The sequence below is a fragment of the Streptomyces sp. NPDC015532 genome (assembly GCF_043078065.1).
Classification (GTDB): Bacteria; Actinomycetota; Actinomycetes; order Streptomycetales; family Streptomycetaceae; genus Streptomyces.
The window spans coordinates 388,523-404,934 of the sequence record NZ_JBIBSY010000002.1 but is presented as its reverse complement, the minus strand read 5'-3'; the positions used below and the strand labels follow the sequence as shown (position 1 = coordinate 404,934).

At 69.6% G+C, this 16,412-nt stretch carries 12 protein-coding genes and 1 pseudogene; 9 read left to right on the top strand and 4 right to left on the bottom strand.

The annotated features are described in order from the left end of the window. Nucleotides 1–378 precede the first annotated feature (378 nt). Together ACF07B_RS08210 and ACF07B_RS08205 are read left to right on the top strand one after the other, a co-directional pair. On the top strand, nt 379–1,773 hold the full coding sequence (locus ACF07B_RS08210) for a hypothetical protein (protein WP_392178244.1): 1,395 nt from the start codon (nt 379–381) through the stop codon (nt 1,771–1,773). A gap of 140 nt (nt 1,774–1,913) precedes the next feature. Continuing rightward, a pseudogene (locus tag ACF07B_RS08205) lies at nt 1,914–2,030 on the top strand (MerR family DNA-binding transcriptional regulator); the annotation flags it as partial. A gap of 837 nt (nt 2,031–2,867) precedes the next feature. Here the strand turns inward: ACF07B_RS08205 and ACF07B_RS08200 are convergent. The 3 genes from ACF07B_RS08200 to ACF07B_RS08190 all read right to left on the bottom strand — a co-directional run bounded on the left by ACF07B_RS08200 (nt 2,868) and on the right by ACF07B_RS08190 (nt 6,281). Beyond that, nucleotides 2,868–3,803 carry a GNAT family N-acetyltransferase gene (locus ACF07B_RS08200; protein ID WP_392178243.1) on the bottom strand — a complete coding sequence of 312 codons (936 nt, stop codon included), beginning with the start codon at nt 3,801–3,803 and terminating at the stop codon, nt 2,868–2,870. Between the two features lie 216 nt (nt 3,804–4,019). After that, entirely contained in the window at nt 4,020–4,529 is a 510-nt protein-coding gene (locus ACF07B_RS08195; protein WP_392178242.1) for a helix-turn-helix domain-containing protein, read from the bottom strand. A gap of 159 nt (nt 4,530–4,688) precedes the next feature. Beyond that, entirely contained in the window at nt 4,689–6,281 is a 1,593-nt protein-coding gene (locus ACF07B_RS08190) for a Na+/H+ antiporter (RefSeq protein WP_392178241.1), read from the bottom strand. Nucleotides 6,282–6,515: 234 nt separating this feature from the next. Here ACF07B_RS08190 and ACF07B_RS08185 point away from each other — a divergent pair, with 234 nt between their 5' ends. Then, nucleotides 6,516–9,101, top strand: a complete 2,586-nt coding sequence (locus ACF07B_RS08185; protein WP_392178240.1) for an ATP-binding protein — start codon at nt 6,516–6,518, stop codon at nt 9,099–9,101. A gap of 83 nt (nt 9,102–9,184) precedes the next feature. After that, nucleotides 9,185–9,937: a DUF4118 domain-containing protein gene (locus ACF07B_RS08180; RefSeq protein ID WP_392178734.1), complete on the top strand. Its 753-nt coding sequence runs from the start codon at nt 9,185–9,187 to the stop codon at nt 9,935–9,937. 73 nt (nt 9,938–10,010) lie between these two features. On the opposite strand, the gene ACF07B_RS08175 is transcribed toward ACF07B_RS08180, so the two are convergent. Next, on the bottom strand, nt 10,011–10,568 hold the full coding sequence (locus ACF07B_RS08175) for a hypothetical protein (RefSeq protein WP_392178239.1): 558 nt from the start codon (nt 10,566–10,568) through the stop codon (nt 10,011–10,013). A 394-nt stretch (nt 10,569–10,962) separates the two neighbouring features. On the opposite strand from ACF07B_RS08175, the gene kdpF reads away from it, so the two are divergent. The 5 genes from kdpF to ACF07B_RS08150 all read left to right on the top strand — a co-directional run bounded on the left by kdpF (nt 10,963) and on the right by ACF07B_RS08150 (nt 16,333). After that, entirely contained in the window at nt 10,963–11,052 is a 90-nt protein-coding gene (gene kdpF / locus ACF07B_RS08170; RefSeq protein ID WP_055544543.1) for a K(+)-transporting ATPase subunit F, read from the top strand. An 8-nt stretch (nt 11,053–11,060) separates the two neighbouring features. Then, entirely contained in the window at nt 11,061–12,725 is a 1,665-nt protein-coding gene (gene kdpA / locus ACF07B_RS08165) for a potassium-transporting ATPase subunit KdpA (protein WP_392178238.1), read from the top strand. Beyond that, nucleotides 12,722–14,851: a potassium-transporting ATPase subunit KdpB gene (gene kdpB, locus ACF07B_RS08160; protein WP_392178237.1), complete on the top strand. Its 2,130-nt coding sequence runs from the start codon at nt 12,722–12,724 to the stop codon at nt 14,849–14,851. The genes kdpA and kdpB overlap by 4 nt, the downstream gene beginning before the upstream one ends. Nucleotides 14,852–14,856: 5 nt before the next feature. Next, the gene (locus ACF07B_RS08155; RefSeq protein WP_392178236.1) at nt 14,857–15,525 is read left to right on the top strand and encodes a potassium-transporting ATPase subunit C; all 669 of its coding nucleotides are present in this window, start codon (nt 14,857–14,859) and stop codon (nt 15,523–15,525) included. Nucleotides 15,526–15,649: 124 nt separating this feature from the next. Beyond that, nucleotides 15,650–16,333 carry a response regulator gene (locus tag ACF07B_RS08150; protein WP_392178235.1) on the top strand — a complete coding sequence of 228 codons (684 nt, stop codon included), beginning with the start codon at nt 15,650–15,652 and terminating at the stop codon, nt 16,331–16,333. Nucleotides 16,334–16,412: the final 79 nt, after the last annotated feature.

Below are 16,412 nucleotides of genomic sequence, written 5' to 3'. Positions count from 1 at the left end.
CTCTCTTACGGCCGGCCGGTGGGTGACGTCAAGGCGTCGTCAAAGCCACCTGAGAAAGCGTCAGGACATCGTCAACGAACGGCACAGGTGCCCGAGACCGGTCCCAGACTGGGCGACACCGGGGACACGGGCGATCGTCCGTGGCGTGACGCCGGAGAGCTGTGGCCTCCCCAGGGTTTCGGCTTCGCTGAACAGGGGGACCCCATGGCCGTCACCACGCGCAGTCCTGAGGCGGCGGCCGGGACCGGCGCACAGCCGCAGCACGGACCTGTCGCCCGGCCCGGGGGTGCACCCGGCCCGCGGCCCGGAGGGGGTCCGCGGCCGGGTGTCCCGGGGCGTCATCGCCTCCGGCGCCGGGCCATAGCAGCCTGGGCTGCTGTGCGCCGCCGCTACTGGGCCACCCTGCCCGCGCGGCTGCGTCTCCTGCGTATGACCACGGTCTCGCTCGCCGTCGCCCTGGCCCTGCTGCTCGCGTCGGCCGGGGTCGCCGCCATCAGTACCTGGGACGCCGTTGCGGGACGGGACGCGCCCCGAACCACCAGCGCCGCCGACCTCGACCTCGCCCTGAACGACATGGACGCGCAGGCCGCCAACATTCTTCTGTCCAGCGGTAACGCGGGCCAAGGGCGCCTGGCGACGCCGTACGCGAAGGCGGTCGGCTTCTACGGCGACGCCCGCCGCACCATCGGCCACGACCTGCGCACACTCGCCGTCGCCGCCCAGGGCGACCGCACCGACGAGCACACCGTGGAGTCCCTGACCGACGACTTCGCCGAGTACCAAGAGCTCATCGGGCGAGCCCTGGAGAACGACGGCCGAACCGGGGGCAAGCCGGCCGCCCTTGTGGACTACCGCAAGGCCACCGACCTGCTACGCAATCAACTCCTCCCAGACGCGCGGAAGTTGGTGGACTCCAACGACAGCGCGTTCAACACGCGGTACGCACAGGCCCGTTCGGCCCTGGCGACCCAGCTCACCTCCGCCATCGTTCTCGGCGTACTGCTCCTCCTCTCCCTCGGCGTTCTCCAGTGGTACCTGGCCCGCCGTTTCCACCGGATCCTCAACCCCGGCGTCCTGGCCGCCACGGTCTGCGCGCTGCTCGCCGTCCTCCTCGGCGTCCAGGCGCTGTCGGCCACCGCCGAGCATCTGCGCGGGGCACGGCGTGACGCGTTCGACTCCGTCGTCGCGCTCTCCCGCGCCCGCGCGATCGCCTACGCCGCGAACGCCGACGAGAGCCGCTATCTCCTCGACCCCGAGCGCCGGGAGCAGTACGCGCAGACCTTCCTCGCCAAGTCGCAGGAGCTGTACGGGCTCAAGGGCGCCACCCTCGCCACCTACGACGACGAACTCGCCACGACATGGCGGGCATACCGCTCCGACCACGGCGACCTGCGCTTCACCGGCGAGTTCCGGCGAGAACTCGACAACGTCACCTTCGCCGGCGAGCGAACCGCGGCGGAGAGGACGGTCGAGACGTACGCCGTGTACCAACGCGACGACCGCAAGATCCGTGCCCTGCTCACGCAGGGCAGGGAACGCGAGGCCGTCGCGTTCTGCATGGGCTGGGAGGCGGGCACGTCCAACGCGCACTTCGGGGCCTGGATGACGGCGCTGGACAAGGTGACCGACATCAACCGCCGGCACTTCACCGCGTCGGTCCAGGCAGGCCGCTCCTCAGTGGAAGATCTACTGCCGGGGGCCCTGGGAGCCTTGGCATCGGTGGCCGCGCTCACCGCCCTCGGGCTGCGGCCACGGCTCGCCGAGTTCCGCTGAGACGCTCGGGGCGTTCGTCGCTGACGGTATGGATGCGAGAGAAGTCGCGCGTCCCCAGCCGGCGATCCCGACGCGGTGCAGGGCAAGCAGGCGAACGACGCTTGACATTCGAGTCGGGTCGAAGGTTTACCGTCGGCGGTGTGACGACCTACCGCATCTCCCAGCTGGCCGAACGATCCGGCGTTCCGGCCACGACGCTGCGTTTCTACGAGGACGCCGGGCTGCTGCTCGCCGAGCGGACCCCTTCCGGACCCCGTCCGTCCCGCTCTTGGGGCATTCTCGGCGTCGGCGCGGCCACGATCGCCGCCTGTGCGGTGTGCTGCGGGGGACCGATCCTGGTCGTCCTCGGCGGCATCGGCGTCACCTCCGCGATCGGCGCACTGTGGATGCCGGCCCTCGCGGTGCTCACCGTGGTCGCCGGACTCGGTGCCCTGGTGGTGCGCCGCCGCACCACCAGGACGGCCTGCCGAAGGGGCGCGGCGGTGGCCGACCTCGGCATGCCGACCCTTGGCCCGCACCCGGTCGAGGAGGGCAGCAAGGCCGCTCGCCGAGAGGCCGGGCAGGGGGCCTGTGAAGATGGATCCGGCGGTCGCCACGCGGCGGGAACAGCATGAAGGAGCAGTTCGGGTGTCGCAGCAGGGACCGCAGGGCCTGGTCGAGCAGTCCAGCCAGAAGTCGCTCGACTTCGCCAGCATCCGGATGACCCGCTTGACCAGGCCGAGCGGGGACCGCAGCGGCTTGTTGTAGCCGGACTGCTGAGGGAGGTACGGGAACATCCCGGTGAGGTGCTTGCCGGCGTAGCGCAGCCAGTGCGTCTCGGACGTGAAGCCGAGCAGCGACTGGGCGAGCGCGAGGCACACGAGCTCGGAGTCGGTCAACACCGGGGGTCTGCCCAGCCGTCGTGGTCCCGCCGGCTCGTCGTCGATCTTCACGTACAGGGCGGTCAGAAGGGTCTCGCTGTCGTTCGTCACACAACGATCAACGAGACCCTTCTCCTTTACGCCCGCAGGACTTCGGACCTACTCGTCCAGCCCTACCAACCGGGGTGGGGAGGGGCCGCTCAGCATTCGTTACGGCGCGGGAGCGGCCCCCGCTCACAACCGGCGGGTGAACTCCTGGCGGTCGGCGAAGTTCTCGTAGCCTGCCCGTTCGAAAGCCATGATCATGGCGGTGTTGGCCGCGTCGCAGTCGCCGCGGATCTCCTCGGCGCCCGCTTCGACCAGCAGTCGCGTGCCGCGGGCCACCACCGCCGTCGCGTAGCCGTTGCCGCGGCAGGCGGGAGACACCGCCACCAGGCCGATCACCGCGGTCGAGGGGTTTCGGGCGGGAAGGCTGAGGGCAGCCGGCGTGCCGTCCGGAGCGTAGCCGAGTTCCCACCACGAGGGCTCGTACAAGAACTCCTCCATGTCCGCGAAGAGGCTCTCCGCGGCACGCCGGGCGCCATGCCGGGCGACCTTGGCGGCGAGTTGGGCGTCGGCGCTGGTCGGCAGCGCCTCGGCGAGGAGAGCGATGAACGGCTCACGGCCCAGACTGGGCAGGGAATGCCAGGTCAATCGGTCATCATGCGAAGTGAGTTCTGCCCCGGAGCGGCGGCGGAAGCGGCGACCGTCACGGGCCCGCTCGAAGCCCGCCAGACGGAGAAGCTCGGCGCGCCGTTCCGGCTCCGCCTGGTACTGCGGCGGCTGCGTCGGCGAGTCGGTGACGTGCTCCAGCTCCGTGGCGCCGAGCGAGTCGGCCAGGGCGACGGCCTCGGCCAGCAGCGCCTGGCCGGTGGCCAGGCCGGGTTCGTCCCACGGTGTCTCAAGGAGCACCAGGGCCATCGGGACGTCGTTCCCGGGGAGGGTCCATAGCGCGGTGGCCGCGGTGAGCCGACCGGCCTCGTCCTCCGCGACCAGGCACCACTCCGGCCGGGTGCACTTCTTGGCAAGTAGGTCGGTGAGGTAGGCGGCTGTCCCGGCGTTGCGCTCGGGCTGGTCGGGGTGCTGGACGAGGGCAGGTAGTTCGTCCGGGCGCGCTATACGTATAGGCATGTACTGGGATCATCCTGTCTCTCGATGACGTAGCTGGCTTTGCATGAAATCACCACCCAATAGCCCCGGCAGGCCTGGCTGTTCCTGCCCTTGTCAGACCGACCATCAGACCCGGGACTACGGACTGGATGCTGTCGGCCTCCTGCCGCAGCGGTGGATCCCACGGCCGATCGGCGGTGGTCGTGGCCTGGCGCAGGGCGGTGCGGCGCAGGAATCTCATTCCACCGGGTAGCGCACCACCAACACCCCCTCCACATCCCTCCCCACCGCCTCGTACTGATGCGGTACATCCGCCGCCCACCGGGCATGGCCGCCCGGGCCCACCTCGATCGGGGCGGAGGCGGGACCAACCCGCGCCGTGCCGCTGAAGACCAGCAAGTGCTCCTCCGTGCCCGGCACATGAGCGGCCGACCGCTGCACCGCGCCGCTCTGAATGCGGATGCGATACACCTCCGACACCGCAGCCGCGTCCTGCACGCGGTCCGTCAGCACCGCGTGCACCGCCGCGCCCTGCACCGGGGCGGGGCCGACGACCGTGCTTAGCGGCGCCTCGAGGGCCGTGGTCAGCGCGTACAGCGTCTCCAGGGTCGGATTGCGCCGGCCGGTCTCCAGTTCCGAGAGCGTGCCCTTGCCGACGCCGGAGCGGCGGGCCAGTTCCGACAGCGAAAGGCCGCCGTCCTGGCGCAGACGGCGCAGCCGCTCGCCCACCTCCTGGGCCAGTTCCATAGCTTTCCGCCCCTACCGCGCCGGTGATGCATTGTCGTGACGCGACTAGCGTTCCATAAACAGAACGTTCTGTAAACGGAACGATCGGATGCACACGCACCGCGGCTCAGGCGGGGTTCGGACTTACTCGTCTAGGCGATCGACTGCCCGCGCTCGGCCTCAATCTCGGGTCAGCCCGTGCGCGTCCGCGAGCCGGGCTTCCTCCAGGTCCAGCGAGCGTTGCAGGCGGCGGCGGGTCGTGTCGCTGATGCGGTGTCGGTCGTAGAGGCGCTGGAGCTCGGCCTCCTCCACCGTGATCAGGTCACGTCGTAGCTGGCGGTAGGTGAGATCAGCGGATTCCGCCGGAGTGCCGTCGCCGTCGGCCTGCCCCAGGCGATCGCTCGCGTCGTCGAGGCGGGCCGTCAGGCCGCGGCGGAGCCGGTCGAGGACGACGTCGGGGACAGCTTCCAGTTCGGATATCTCGTCCAGCCGGCTCAGGCCCGCGTTCGCCAGGCTGCAGCGGGCGGCGGCCTCCTCGCGTTCGGTGTGGTCGGGTTCGAGGGCGATGCCCGAGCGGCGGACGACCGGAACCAGCGTGAAGCCCTGGACGACGAGCGTGACGACCACGACCGAGGTGGTCAGGACGAGGACGAGGGGGCGTTCCGAGAGCGTGGAACCGTCCTCCATGGTCACGGGGATGGACAGGGCGGCGGCCAGGGGGACCACGCCGCGGGTGCCGGCCCAGGTCAGGACGACCGGAACCCGCCAGTTCATCCGCTGGATCCCGCCTTTGCGCTGTACCACGGCGGACAGCGGCGCCAGCCACAACAGGCGCATGGCGACGAGCGTTGCGGCGACGGCGAGCGCGTACAGGGGCCAGGCGCCGTCGGCGTCGGACAGCGCCTGCACCTGCGCCGGCAGGGCGAGCCCGATGAGGCTGAAGACGACGCTCTCCAGCAGGAAGACCACCGTGCCGTAGACGGCGTGGAGTTGGAGGCGGATGCGGGCGTTGGTGAGGCCGTCGCCCCGTCCGCCCAGGACGACTCCGGCGATCACCACCGAGGTGACACCCGAGGCGTGCGCGGCCTCGGCCAGGACGTAGGCCGCGTAGGGCGTGACCAGCGCGATCACCGTCTCCAGGACCGGGTCCTCGGTTCGGCGCCGGATCAGCGTCACCACGCCCGCGACCGCGGCACCGATGACCATGCCGCCCCCCGCCAGCAGCGCGAACTCACTCGCTGCCGCACCCCAGCCGGCCGCTGCCGATGCCACGGCGACGCTCACCGCGACCCGGAAGAGGACGAGAGAGGTCGCGTCGTTGAAGAGGCTCTCGGCCTGCACCAGCACCTGCACCTTGGGCGGCAGCGCCAGCCGTCTGCCCAGCGCGGTCACCGCCACCGGGTCGGTGCTCGCCAGCACGGCTCCCAGCACGAACGCCATCTGCCACGACAGCGGCGTGACCAGGGAGGCGACCGCCCCGACCGCGGCCGCCGAGGCAAGGACCAGGCCCGTGGACAGGACTCCGACCGGTTTCCACACGGCGCGCAGGTCGCGCCAGGGCAGTTCCTCGGCGCTCGCGTACAGAAGGGGTGGCAGGACGACGAGGCCGATGATCTCGGGGCTGATCTGGATCTCCGGGGTGCCCGGCAGCAGGGCGACGGCGAGGCCTGCGATCACGAGCAGGGAGGGCGCGGGGATACGCCAATGGCGAGCGAAGGTGGCCACCACGGTGGCGAGGACCACGAGAGCCAGAACTGTCCCTACCGCGCGCATGGCATCCCTCTGGTCATGAGAAGGAGACCTTGTGGCTCCCCGCCGACCAGACTTCCCGGCACACCGCTTTCACCCTATCGGGCCGGTGCCCGTCAAAGCAGTGTCAATTCCACGTGACCGGCGCCAAGGATGCGTCAGGGAGCGCGCCGAGCGACGCGCGCAAGAGGTTCGGTAGGGGAAGCAACCCTTCCCTCCGGGGAATCGATCGCCAGTGAGTGGAGCGCGTCGGCTGCGATGAGTGACGTACGGACCGATATGAGCGACGTACGGACCGGCGGGGGCGAGGTACGGCCCGTCGCAGGGGGTGTACCCCCTGATGCGGGCGAGGTACGGCCCGGACGGTTGAAGGTCTATCTCGGCGCCGCACCCGGGGTCGGCAAGACCTACCGCATGCTAGACGAGGGGCGACGCCGGGCGGCGCGCGGCGCGGACGTGGTGGTCGGGTTCGTGGAGTGCCACGGGCGCCCCGGCACGGAGATGATGCTCGACGGCCTGGAGGTCGTCCGGCGTACGCCCTGCTCCTATCGCGGCGGGGACTTCGAGGAGATGGACCTGGCAGCCGTCCTCGCGCGCCGCCCGCAGGTCGCGCTGGTGGACGAGATCGCCCACAGCAACGTGCCGGGCGGCGGCCGCAATCCCAAGCGGTGGCAGGACATCGAGGAACTGCTCGCCGCCGGGATCGACGTCATCACGGCGCTGAACATCCAGCACTTGGAGTCCCTCAACGACGTCGTCGAGAAGATCACGCGGGTGCCGCAGCGCGAGACGGTGCCCGACGAGGTCGTACGACGGGCCCAGCAGATCGAGTTCGTCGACATCCCGCCGGAGGGACTGCGCCGCCGGATGGCGCACGGGAACATTTACGCCCCCGAGAAGATCGACGCCGCTCTCGCCAACTACTTCCGCCCCGGCAACCTGACCGCCCTGCGCCAGCTCGCCCTGCTGTGGGTCGCCGACCGGGTGGACGAGGCGCTCCAGTCGTACCGCTCCGAGCACAACATCGGCGGGGTGTGGGAGACGAGGGAACGGGTGGTCGTGGCCCTCACCGGCGGGCCGGAGGGAGACACCCTTATCCGGCGGGCCGCACGGATCGCGGACAGGTCGGCGGGCGGTGACCTGCTCGCCGTGCACGTGACCCGCAGCGACGGTCTCGCCGCGGGTGCCTCGCACGCCTCCCTGGCCCGGCAACGGCGGCTGATCGAGGACCTCGGCGGCAGCTACCACTCGGTCGTCGGCGACGACGTCGCCACGGCGCTGGTGGACTTCGCCCGCGCCGAGAACGCCACCCAGCTCGTCCTCGGCACCAGCCGCCGCGGCCGCATCGAACGCTTCGTCACCGGACGCGGCACCGGTGAGACCGTGGTCGGACTCTCCGGCGACATCGACGTCCACACGGTCACCCACGAACGTGCCGGGCGCGGCACCTTGCTGCCTTCCCGCCGCCGCACCCTCTCGACCGTACGCAGGATCGCGGGCCCGGTCGCCGGACTGCTGTTGCCCGTGGCACTCACCCTCCTGCTGAATCCGGACACGGCCCGGGACCGGCTCAACCTCACCAGCGAGGCCCTGCTCTTCCTGCTCACCGTGGTGGGCGTTGCCTGCATAGGTGGGGTCGTGTCGGCGGTGATCGCCTCGGTCACGGCGTCCCTGCTGCTCAACTACTGGTTCATCCCGCCCATCGGCCGGTTCACGCTGAGCGACCCGAACGCACTGCTGGCGCTGGCGGTCTTCGCGGTGGTCGCCGCCGTCGTGGCCACCGTCGTGGACCGCTCGCTGCGCCTGTCACGGCGCTCGGCGCGGGCCACGGCGGAGGCGGAGACGATGTCCTCGCTCGCCGGCAGCATCGTGCGGGGCGGAGCGACGATCCCGGCGCTGGTGGAACGGACGCGCGAGACCTTCGGCATGGACTCCGTGGAGCTGGTGGACGAGCCGCCCGGAGACGACGGCGCCACGGTCGTGCCCGCGGGACCCGGCGCCTTCCTGGTTCTGCGCGGTCGCAGCCTTCCGTCGTCGGAGCGGCGCGTCCTCGCCGCGTTCGCCGCGCATGTGGGCTCGGCCGTCGAACGGGCCAGGCTCGCCGAGGCCGCCGCCGAGGTCGAACCGGTCAAGGCCGCCGACCGGATGCGCACGGCGCTGCTGCGGGCGGTCGGTCACGACCTGCGTACGCCTCTCGCGGCGGGCTGGGCCGCGGTCTCCTCGCTGCGCAGCCGGGACGTCGACTTCTCCGACGAGGACCGGGACGAACTCCTCGCCACCGCGGACGAGTCCATGGCCAGACTGAACCGGCTGGTGGAGAACCTCCTCGATCTGAGCCGCCTCCAGGCCGGGGTCCTTACCCTCAATCTGCGGGCCACCACGCTGGACGAGGTCCTGCCGGCCGCGCTGACGGACACCCCCGAGGTCGAGGTGGCGGACCTGGAGAACGTTCCGGCCGTGCTGGCCGATCCACCGTTGCTGGAACGGGTGATCGCCAACCTTGTCGCCAACGCCGCCCGGCACAGCCCGGTGGACCGCAAGGTGCTGCTGACCGCCAGCGCGCACGTGGGCCGCGTCGAAGTGCGTGTCATCGACCGTGGACCCGGCCTGCCGACCACGGACCGCGACCGGCTCTTCGAACCCTTCCAGCGACAGGGCGACACCGACAACACCACCAGCCTCGGACTGGGCCTGGCCCTGTCCCGGGGGCTGACCGAGGCGATGGACGGCACTCTCACCCCGGAGGACACCCCCGGCGGCGGCCTGACCATGGTGCTGTCCCTGCCGCTCGCCGAGCGGGCGGAGCACCCCGGTGATCCGCAGAGCGTAGGAGGCATCGCATGAACACCGAAAGTGGCACACCAGGACTCGTGAGCGCCAGGGCACAGGGGCTCGGAGCCGTCGTGACGAGCGCAGGAGGTGGCGGCATGACGACCGGATATCCGATACGGGACCGGCTCGCCCTGGTGGCGGGTCTCCTGGGCCCGTTCGTGGTTGCACTCGCCCTCGTGCCCTTCCGAACGGATCTGTCGCGTACGAACGAGGCACTGATCCTGGTCGTGGTGGTCGTCGCGGTCGCGGCGATCGGCAGCCGTACGGCGGGGGTGCTCGCGGCGCTGTCGGCGGCGGCCTGGTTCGACTTCTTCCTCACCCGTCCGTATCAGACCTTCGACATCGCCGCGTCCGCGGACATCGAGACGGCCGTTCTGCTGCTGATCGTCGGCCTGATCGTGTCCCAGCTCGCGGCCCGCGCCCGCCGCCTCGAAGTGATCACCGTGACGGACGCGGGATACCTGGCCCGGATTCACGAGACGGCCGAGCTCGCCCAGTCCGCGAAGTCCTCGGACACCGTGGTCGACCACGTCCGGCGGGAGCTGACCGAACTCCTCGGCCTGCGCGGCTGCCGCTTCGAGTACGGCACCCTGATGGGGCAGCCGCCGCGCCTGGAACAGGACGGCAACCTGGCGGTCGGGCGGCGGCGCTGGGACCTCGACGCGAGCGGATGGCCGGACGGCGAGATCGAGCTGCGTACCCACGGCAACGGCCACTACCTGGGCCGCTTCATGCTGACCCCCGGCCCGGGCCCCGTACCGCCGCACCAGGCACGCCTGGTCGCGGTCACCCTCGCCGACCAGACGGGTGCGGCCCTCGACACGGCTGGGCCGGTGATGGACGGCTGACAACTTGCTGGGCATCCTCATGTCCGGGGTGCAGCCACATTCGGTGGGCAGGCGAGTCCGACGGAGCGTGCGCTCAGTCCAGGCCGGAGACTTTGAAGACGGTCAGGGCGGTCTCGCGGTCGATCCGCTCCGAGACCCGGCGAAGCGCGGTCGCCCCGCACATGAGTGATCCGGACGCCGCCGACTTCTGGGCGTCCTCCTCCAGGCGGTGCCACAGGTCGGGGTTGTCCACCAGGACCTGGGGGTTGATCTCGACCCGCACACCGGACGCATCCCGCAGGAGGAGCCGCTGCGAGACGCCGTCCAGACAGCGCACCGACACCAGCAGGTCGGTGCGAACCCGCCGCTTCCGCAGCAGTCCGCGTGAGGCCAGCCAGCCCTTGCCCACGCTGACCCTGGGCGGGTACAGCACCAGGAACAGGAGCACGCCGAGACCGACCCACAGCGCGCCGCGCAGGGGGGTGAACGTGCCCGCCCCCCAGTCGAGCAGCAGGAGAGTGGTGAGCAGTACGGCCGCGCAGCGGATCGAGCTGCGCAGATTCCTTGCCCAGAGGCGGTCCCACGCCACCTCCGCAGGCGGCTCTGGAGGAGTGTGGACCGCGTCGTGTCGCGCGTCGTGGTGGCGTTCCATGCTGCCGAAGGTAGAGACCCGGGAAGCCGGAAGCGCCTGCCTTGACGCGACTCTGATGGGCACCCTGCTCGCTCTTGACGCCAGGGCGTGGCATGGGCTGCCGGAAAGGGAGATTCCCGCACCTCGACGGCGCCGACCGTCGATGTCTCAGGCGGATGGGCGAGCGTTTCCGGCAGATGGATGACCCGGACGTAAGAGTTCCGTCAAAGGTGTCCGAGCCTCCGTATGGGAGCCGTCAACGACGCTCGAATTCGGCCAGAGAGACGGTTACCTCTAATCGTCCGTTCGATCCGAACCTCTTCTAGGAGCTCACGATGGCCGACCTGGCCTTCGTCGTCACCACGATCGCGGTGTTCGCGCTGGTGGCCCTCGTCGCCAAGGGGGTGACGAAGCTGTGACCGCCGAAAACATTGTCGGCCTGATCGTGGCCGTCGCCCTGCTGGGTTATCTCGTCCTCGCCCTTGTCTTCCCGGAGAGGTTCTGAGCCGCGATATGAGTCCCGTTCTCGCCGGCGTGCTCCAGCTGCTCGCTCTCATAGCGGCACTGGCACTCGCCTACCGTCCCCTCGGCGACTACATGGCCCGGGTCTACTCCTCCGACAAGCACCTGCGCGTCGAGAAGTGGATCTACAAGGGCATCGGCGCCAACCCGAATGCGCAGATGCGCTGGCCCGCGTACCTGCGCGGTGTCCTCGCCTTCTCCGCCGTCAGCGTCCTCTTCCTCTATCTCCTTCAGCGCCTGCAGGGGCATCTGCCTGGGTCACTGGGCTTCACGGCAATCGATCCGGACCAGGCGTTCAACACCGCCGCGTCGTTCGTGACGAACACCAACTGGCAGTCGTACTACGGCGAGCAGGCCATGGGCCACGTCGTGCAGACGGCCGGTCTGGCCGTGCAGAACTTCGTCTCCGCGGCCGTCGGCATGGCGGTGGCGGTGGCTCTCGTCCGCGGCTTCGCTCGATCGCGGACGGGTGAGCTGGGCAACTTCTGGTCCGACATGGTGCGTGGAACGGTCCGTATCCTGCTGCCGCTGTCGGTGGTCGCCGCGGTCGTGCTGGTGGCGTGCGGCGCGATCCAGAACTTTGCCGGCATCCACGAGGTCGGACAGTTCTTCGGCAGCTCGCAGCAGTGGAACGGCGGTGCGGTCGCCTCGCAGGAGGCGATCAAGGAGATCGGTACCAACGGCGGCGGCTACTTCAACGCCAACTCCGCCCACCCCTTCGAGAACCCCACCCCGTTCTCGAACCTCTTCGAGATCTTCCTCATCCTGGTGATCCCGTTCGCGCTGACCCGCACCTTCGGTGTCATGGTCGGCTCGGTCCGCCAGGGCTACGCCATCCTCGCCACCATGGTCACCATCTGGATCGGTTTCACCGCGCTGATGATGGCGACCGAGTTCCATCACCACGGTCCGGCCTTCGACCTCGCGGGCGGGGCGATGGAGGGCAAGGAGACGCGCTTCGGTGTCGGCGCCTCGTCGATCTTCGCGGTGGCGACGACGCTGACCTCGACGGGCGCGGTGGACTCCTTCCACTCCTCGTTCACCGGCCTCGGCGGCGGCATCACCATGCTGGGCATGCAGCTCGGCGAGATCGCGCCCGGCGGCACCGGATCCGGCCTCTACGGCATGCTGATCATGGCGATCATCGCGGTGTTCATCGCCGGCCTGATGGTCGGCCGCACCCCCGAGTACCTGGGCAAGAAGATCGGCACCCGCGAGATCAAGTTCGCGGCCTGCTACATCCTGATCACCCCGGCACTGGTGCTGATCTTCACGGCGGCGGCGATGGCCCTGCCGACCCCGGGCAACTCGATGACCAACAGCGGCGCGCACGGATTCTCCGAGATCCTCTACGCCTACACCTCGGGTGCCAACAACAACGGTTCGGCGTTCGCGGGCCTGAACGCGGACACGCAGTGGTTCAACAGCACGATCGGTCTGGTCATGCTGCTCGGCCGATTCCTGCCGATGGTGTTCGTCCTGGCGCTGGCGGGTTCGCTCGCCGAGCAGAAGCCGGTCCCGGCGACCGCGGGCACCCTGCGGACCGAGAAGCCGCTGTTCACCGGTCTGCTGGTGGGCGCGGTCCTGATCATCACCGGTCTGACCTACTTCCCGGCCCTCGCGCTGGGCCCGCTGGCCGAGGGGCTGGCGTCATGACCACTCGCATAGACAACCAAGAGGACGCTGTGTCCACGACTACTCCTACTCGGGCGCCGCACAGCGATGTGCCGACCGGCCACAAGGACGAAGGAAAGGTCGGCGCGGGTCTGTTCGACCCCAGGCAGCTGATCAGGTCGCTGCCGGACGCGTTCCGCAAGCTGGACCCGCGGGTGATGGTCAAGTCGCCCGTGATGTTCGTCGTCCTGGTCGGCTCCGTGCTGACGACGGTGTTCTCCTTCAAGGACCCGGGCGACTGGTTCGGCTGGGCGATCAGTGCCTGGCTGTGGCTCACCGTCGTCTTCGCCAACCTGGCCGAGGCGGTGGCCGAAGGGCGCGGCAAGGCGCAGGCGGACACCCTGCGCAAGGCCAAGACCGACACGGTGGCCCGACGTCTGGTGGGTGACCGCGAGGAGCACGTGCCCGGCACCGAGCTGAAGATCGGTGACCTGGTCGTCTGCGAGGCGGGCGACATCATCCCCGGCGACGGCGATGTGGTCGAGGGCGTCGCGTCCGTCGACGAGTCGGCCATCACCGGCGAGTCCGCCCCGGTCATCCGGGAGTCCGGCGGCGACCGGTCCGCGGTCACCGGCGGCACGAAGGTCCTCTCCGACCGGATCGTCGTCAAGATCACGACGAAGCCCGGCGAGACCTTCATCGACCGGATGATCGCCTTGGTCGAGGGCGCGGCCCGGCAGAAGACGCCCAACGAGATCGCGCTGAACATCCTGCTCGCCTCGCTCACGATCGTCTTCCTGCTCGCGGTGGCCACTCTGCCGCCGTTCGCGGACTACGCCGGCACCCACCTCACGATGGTCGTGCTGGTGGCCCTGCTGGTGTGTCTGATCCCGACCACCATCGGCGCCCTGCTCTCCGCGATCGGCATCGCGGGCATGGACCGCCTGGTGCAGCGCAATGTCCTGGCGATGTCGGGTCGTGCGGTCGAGGCCGCCGGTGACGTCTCCACCCTGCTCCTCGACAAGACCGGCACCATCACGCTGGGCAACCGGCAGGCGTCGGAGTTCGTGCCGGTGACGGGGACGACCGAGGCCGAGGTCGCCGACGCGGCCCAGCTCTCCTCGCTGGCCGACGAGACACCCGAGGGCCGTTCCATCGTCGTCCTGGCGAAGGAGAAGTACGGTCTGCGCGAGCGCCACCAGGGCGAACTCGTGGGCGCGGAGTGGATCGCCTTCACCGCCCAGACCCGCATGTCCGGCGTGGACGTCGACGGCCGGAAGATTCGCAAGGGCGCGGCCGGTTCGGTCATCACCTGGGTCAAGGAACAGGGCGGTACTGTCTCGACGGACGCCGACACCCTGGCCAACCGGATCTCCGAGGCGGGCGGCACCCCGCTGCTGGTCGCCGTCGAGGATGAGCAGGGAGCCCGGGTCCTCGGGGTCATCCACCTCAAGGACGTCGTCAAGGACGGCATGCGGGAGCGGTTCGAGGAACTGCGCCGCATGGGCATCAAGACCATCATGATCACGGGCGACAACCCGCTGACCGCGAAGGCGATCGCCGAGGAGGCGGGCGTCGACGACTTCCTCGCGGAGGCCACCCCCGAGGACAAGATGGCGCTCATCAAGCGGGAACAGGCCGGCGGCAAGCTCGTCGCGATGACCGGCGACGGCACCAACGACGCCCCCGCGCTCGCCCAGGCCGACGTCGGCGTGGCCATGAACACCGGAACCTCGGCCGCCAAGGAGGCCGGGAACATGGTGGACCTGGACTCCAACCCCACCAAACTCATCGAGATCGTCGAGATCGGCAAGCAACTGCTGATCACCCGGGGCGCGTTGACGACGTTCTCCATCGCCAACGACGTCGCCAAGTACTTCGCGATCATCCCGGCGCTGTTCGCCGCCGTCTACCCGGGCCTGGACAAGCTCAACATCATGCACCTGTCCTCGCCCGACTCCGCCATCCTCTCCGCCGTCATCTTCAACGCGCTGATCATCATCGCGCTGGTGCCGCTCGCCCTGCGGGGTGTGCAGTACCGCCCGGTGAGCGCCGACAAGTTGCTCCGCCGCAACCTCGGGATCTACGGACTCGGCGGCCTGGTCGCCCCGTTCATCGGCATCAAGATCATCGACCTGCTCATCTCCCTCATCCCCGGAATCGGCTGATCCCCATGAACAACTCGGTAACCAACACGGCCCGGTTGCTCTGGGCCGGCCTGCGCGCACTGCTCGTCCTGACCGTCGTGTGCGGTGTGCTGTATCCGCTCGCCGTCACCGGTATCGCCCAAGGGCTCCTCCCCGGCAAGGCGAACGGCTCGGAGATCAAGGCGGACGGCAAGGTGGTCGGCTCCTCGCTCATCGGGCAGGTGTACAACCTGCCGCTGAAGAAGGGCCAGGAGACCCCGGAGCCGGACCTGAAGTGGTTCCAGGGCCGTCCGCAGAACGGTCTGGGGACCAACAGTGTCAACGCCCAGTACAAGCTGATCCTGTCCGGCGCCACCAACCGGTCCGGTGACAACGCCGACCTGGTCAAGTGGGTCAAGGACGCCAAGGCCGCTGTCATCAAGGACAACTCGGTCCCCGGTTACACGGTCAAGCCCGCGGACGTGCCCGCCGAGGCGGTCACCTCCTCCGGCTCCGGTCTGGACCCGGACATTTCCCCGGAATACGCGGACATCCAGGTCCACCGTGTCGCCGAGAAGAACCACCTGCCTGTCGCCCAGGTGCGGAAGCTGGTCGACGAGCACACCGACGGCCGGACCCTCGGCTTCATCGGCGAACCCCGCGTCAATGTCCTCGAACTCAACATCGCGCTCAAGGAACTCGTGGCGAAGAGCTGATGGCCTTATGCGCACCGCGCGGGAGTTGGCGACCGGGGAAGACACCCCGGCTCGTCGACTCCCGCGTTCACGAAACCGGTTCCACAGGATCCGGCCCTCCGTCCCACAGGGAAGGCACACACCGATGACCCGGGTACTGGTGGTGGAGGACGACCCTCAGCTCGTCCGGGCCCTCGTGATCAACTTGCAGGCCCGCAAGTACGGCGTGGAAGCGGCCCCCGACGGCACCACCGCCCTGCGCATCGCAGCATCCCGGCAGCCAGACGTGGTCCTGCTCGACCTCGGGCTGCCCGACATGGACGGCGCGGACGTCATCAAAGCCCTCCGCGACTGGACACGCGTACCGATCCTGGTGCTGTCCGCGCGCAGGGCCTCCGACGAGAAGGTCGCCGCGCTCGACGCGGGCGCCGACGACTACATCACCAAACCGTTCAGCATGAACGAACTGCTGGCCCGGCTGCGCGCCGCCGTCCGCCGCACCGGGGACATTCCCCTGGCCCCCGAGACGACATTCGTCACGACGGACGCCTTCACTCTCGACCTGCTCGCCAAGAAGGCGACTCGCGCCGGGCACAACGTACGCCTCACACCGACAGAGTGGCATCTGATGGAGATCCTGGTCTGCAACCCCGGCCGGCTCATCACGCAGAGGCAGCTGCTGCAGGAGGTGTGGGGGACCAGCCAGAGCGACAAGAGCAACTACCTGCGGGTCTACATGGCCCAACTCCGCCGCAAGCTGGAGACAGATCCTGCCCACCCCCGTCACCTCATCACCGAACCCGGCATTGGTTACCGCTTCGAACGCTGAGTCCCTGGCTGCAACTCCCGACGTGATCCCGGCCGGATTCCTTTCGAGACCACCCTTGGCACCCCACGGCCTCGCCCAT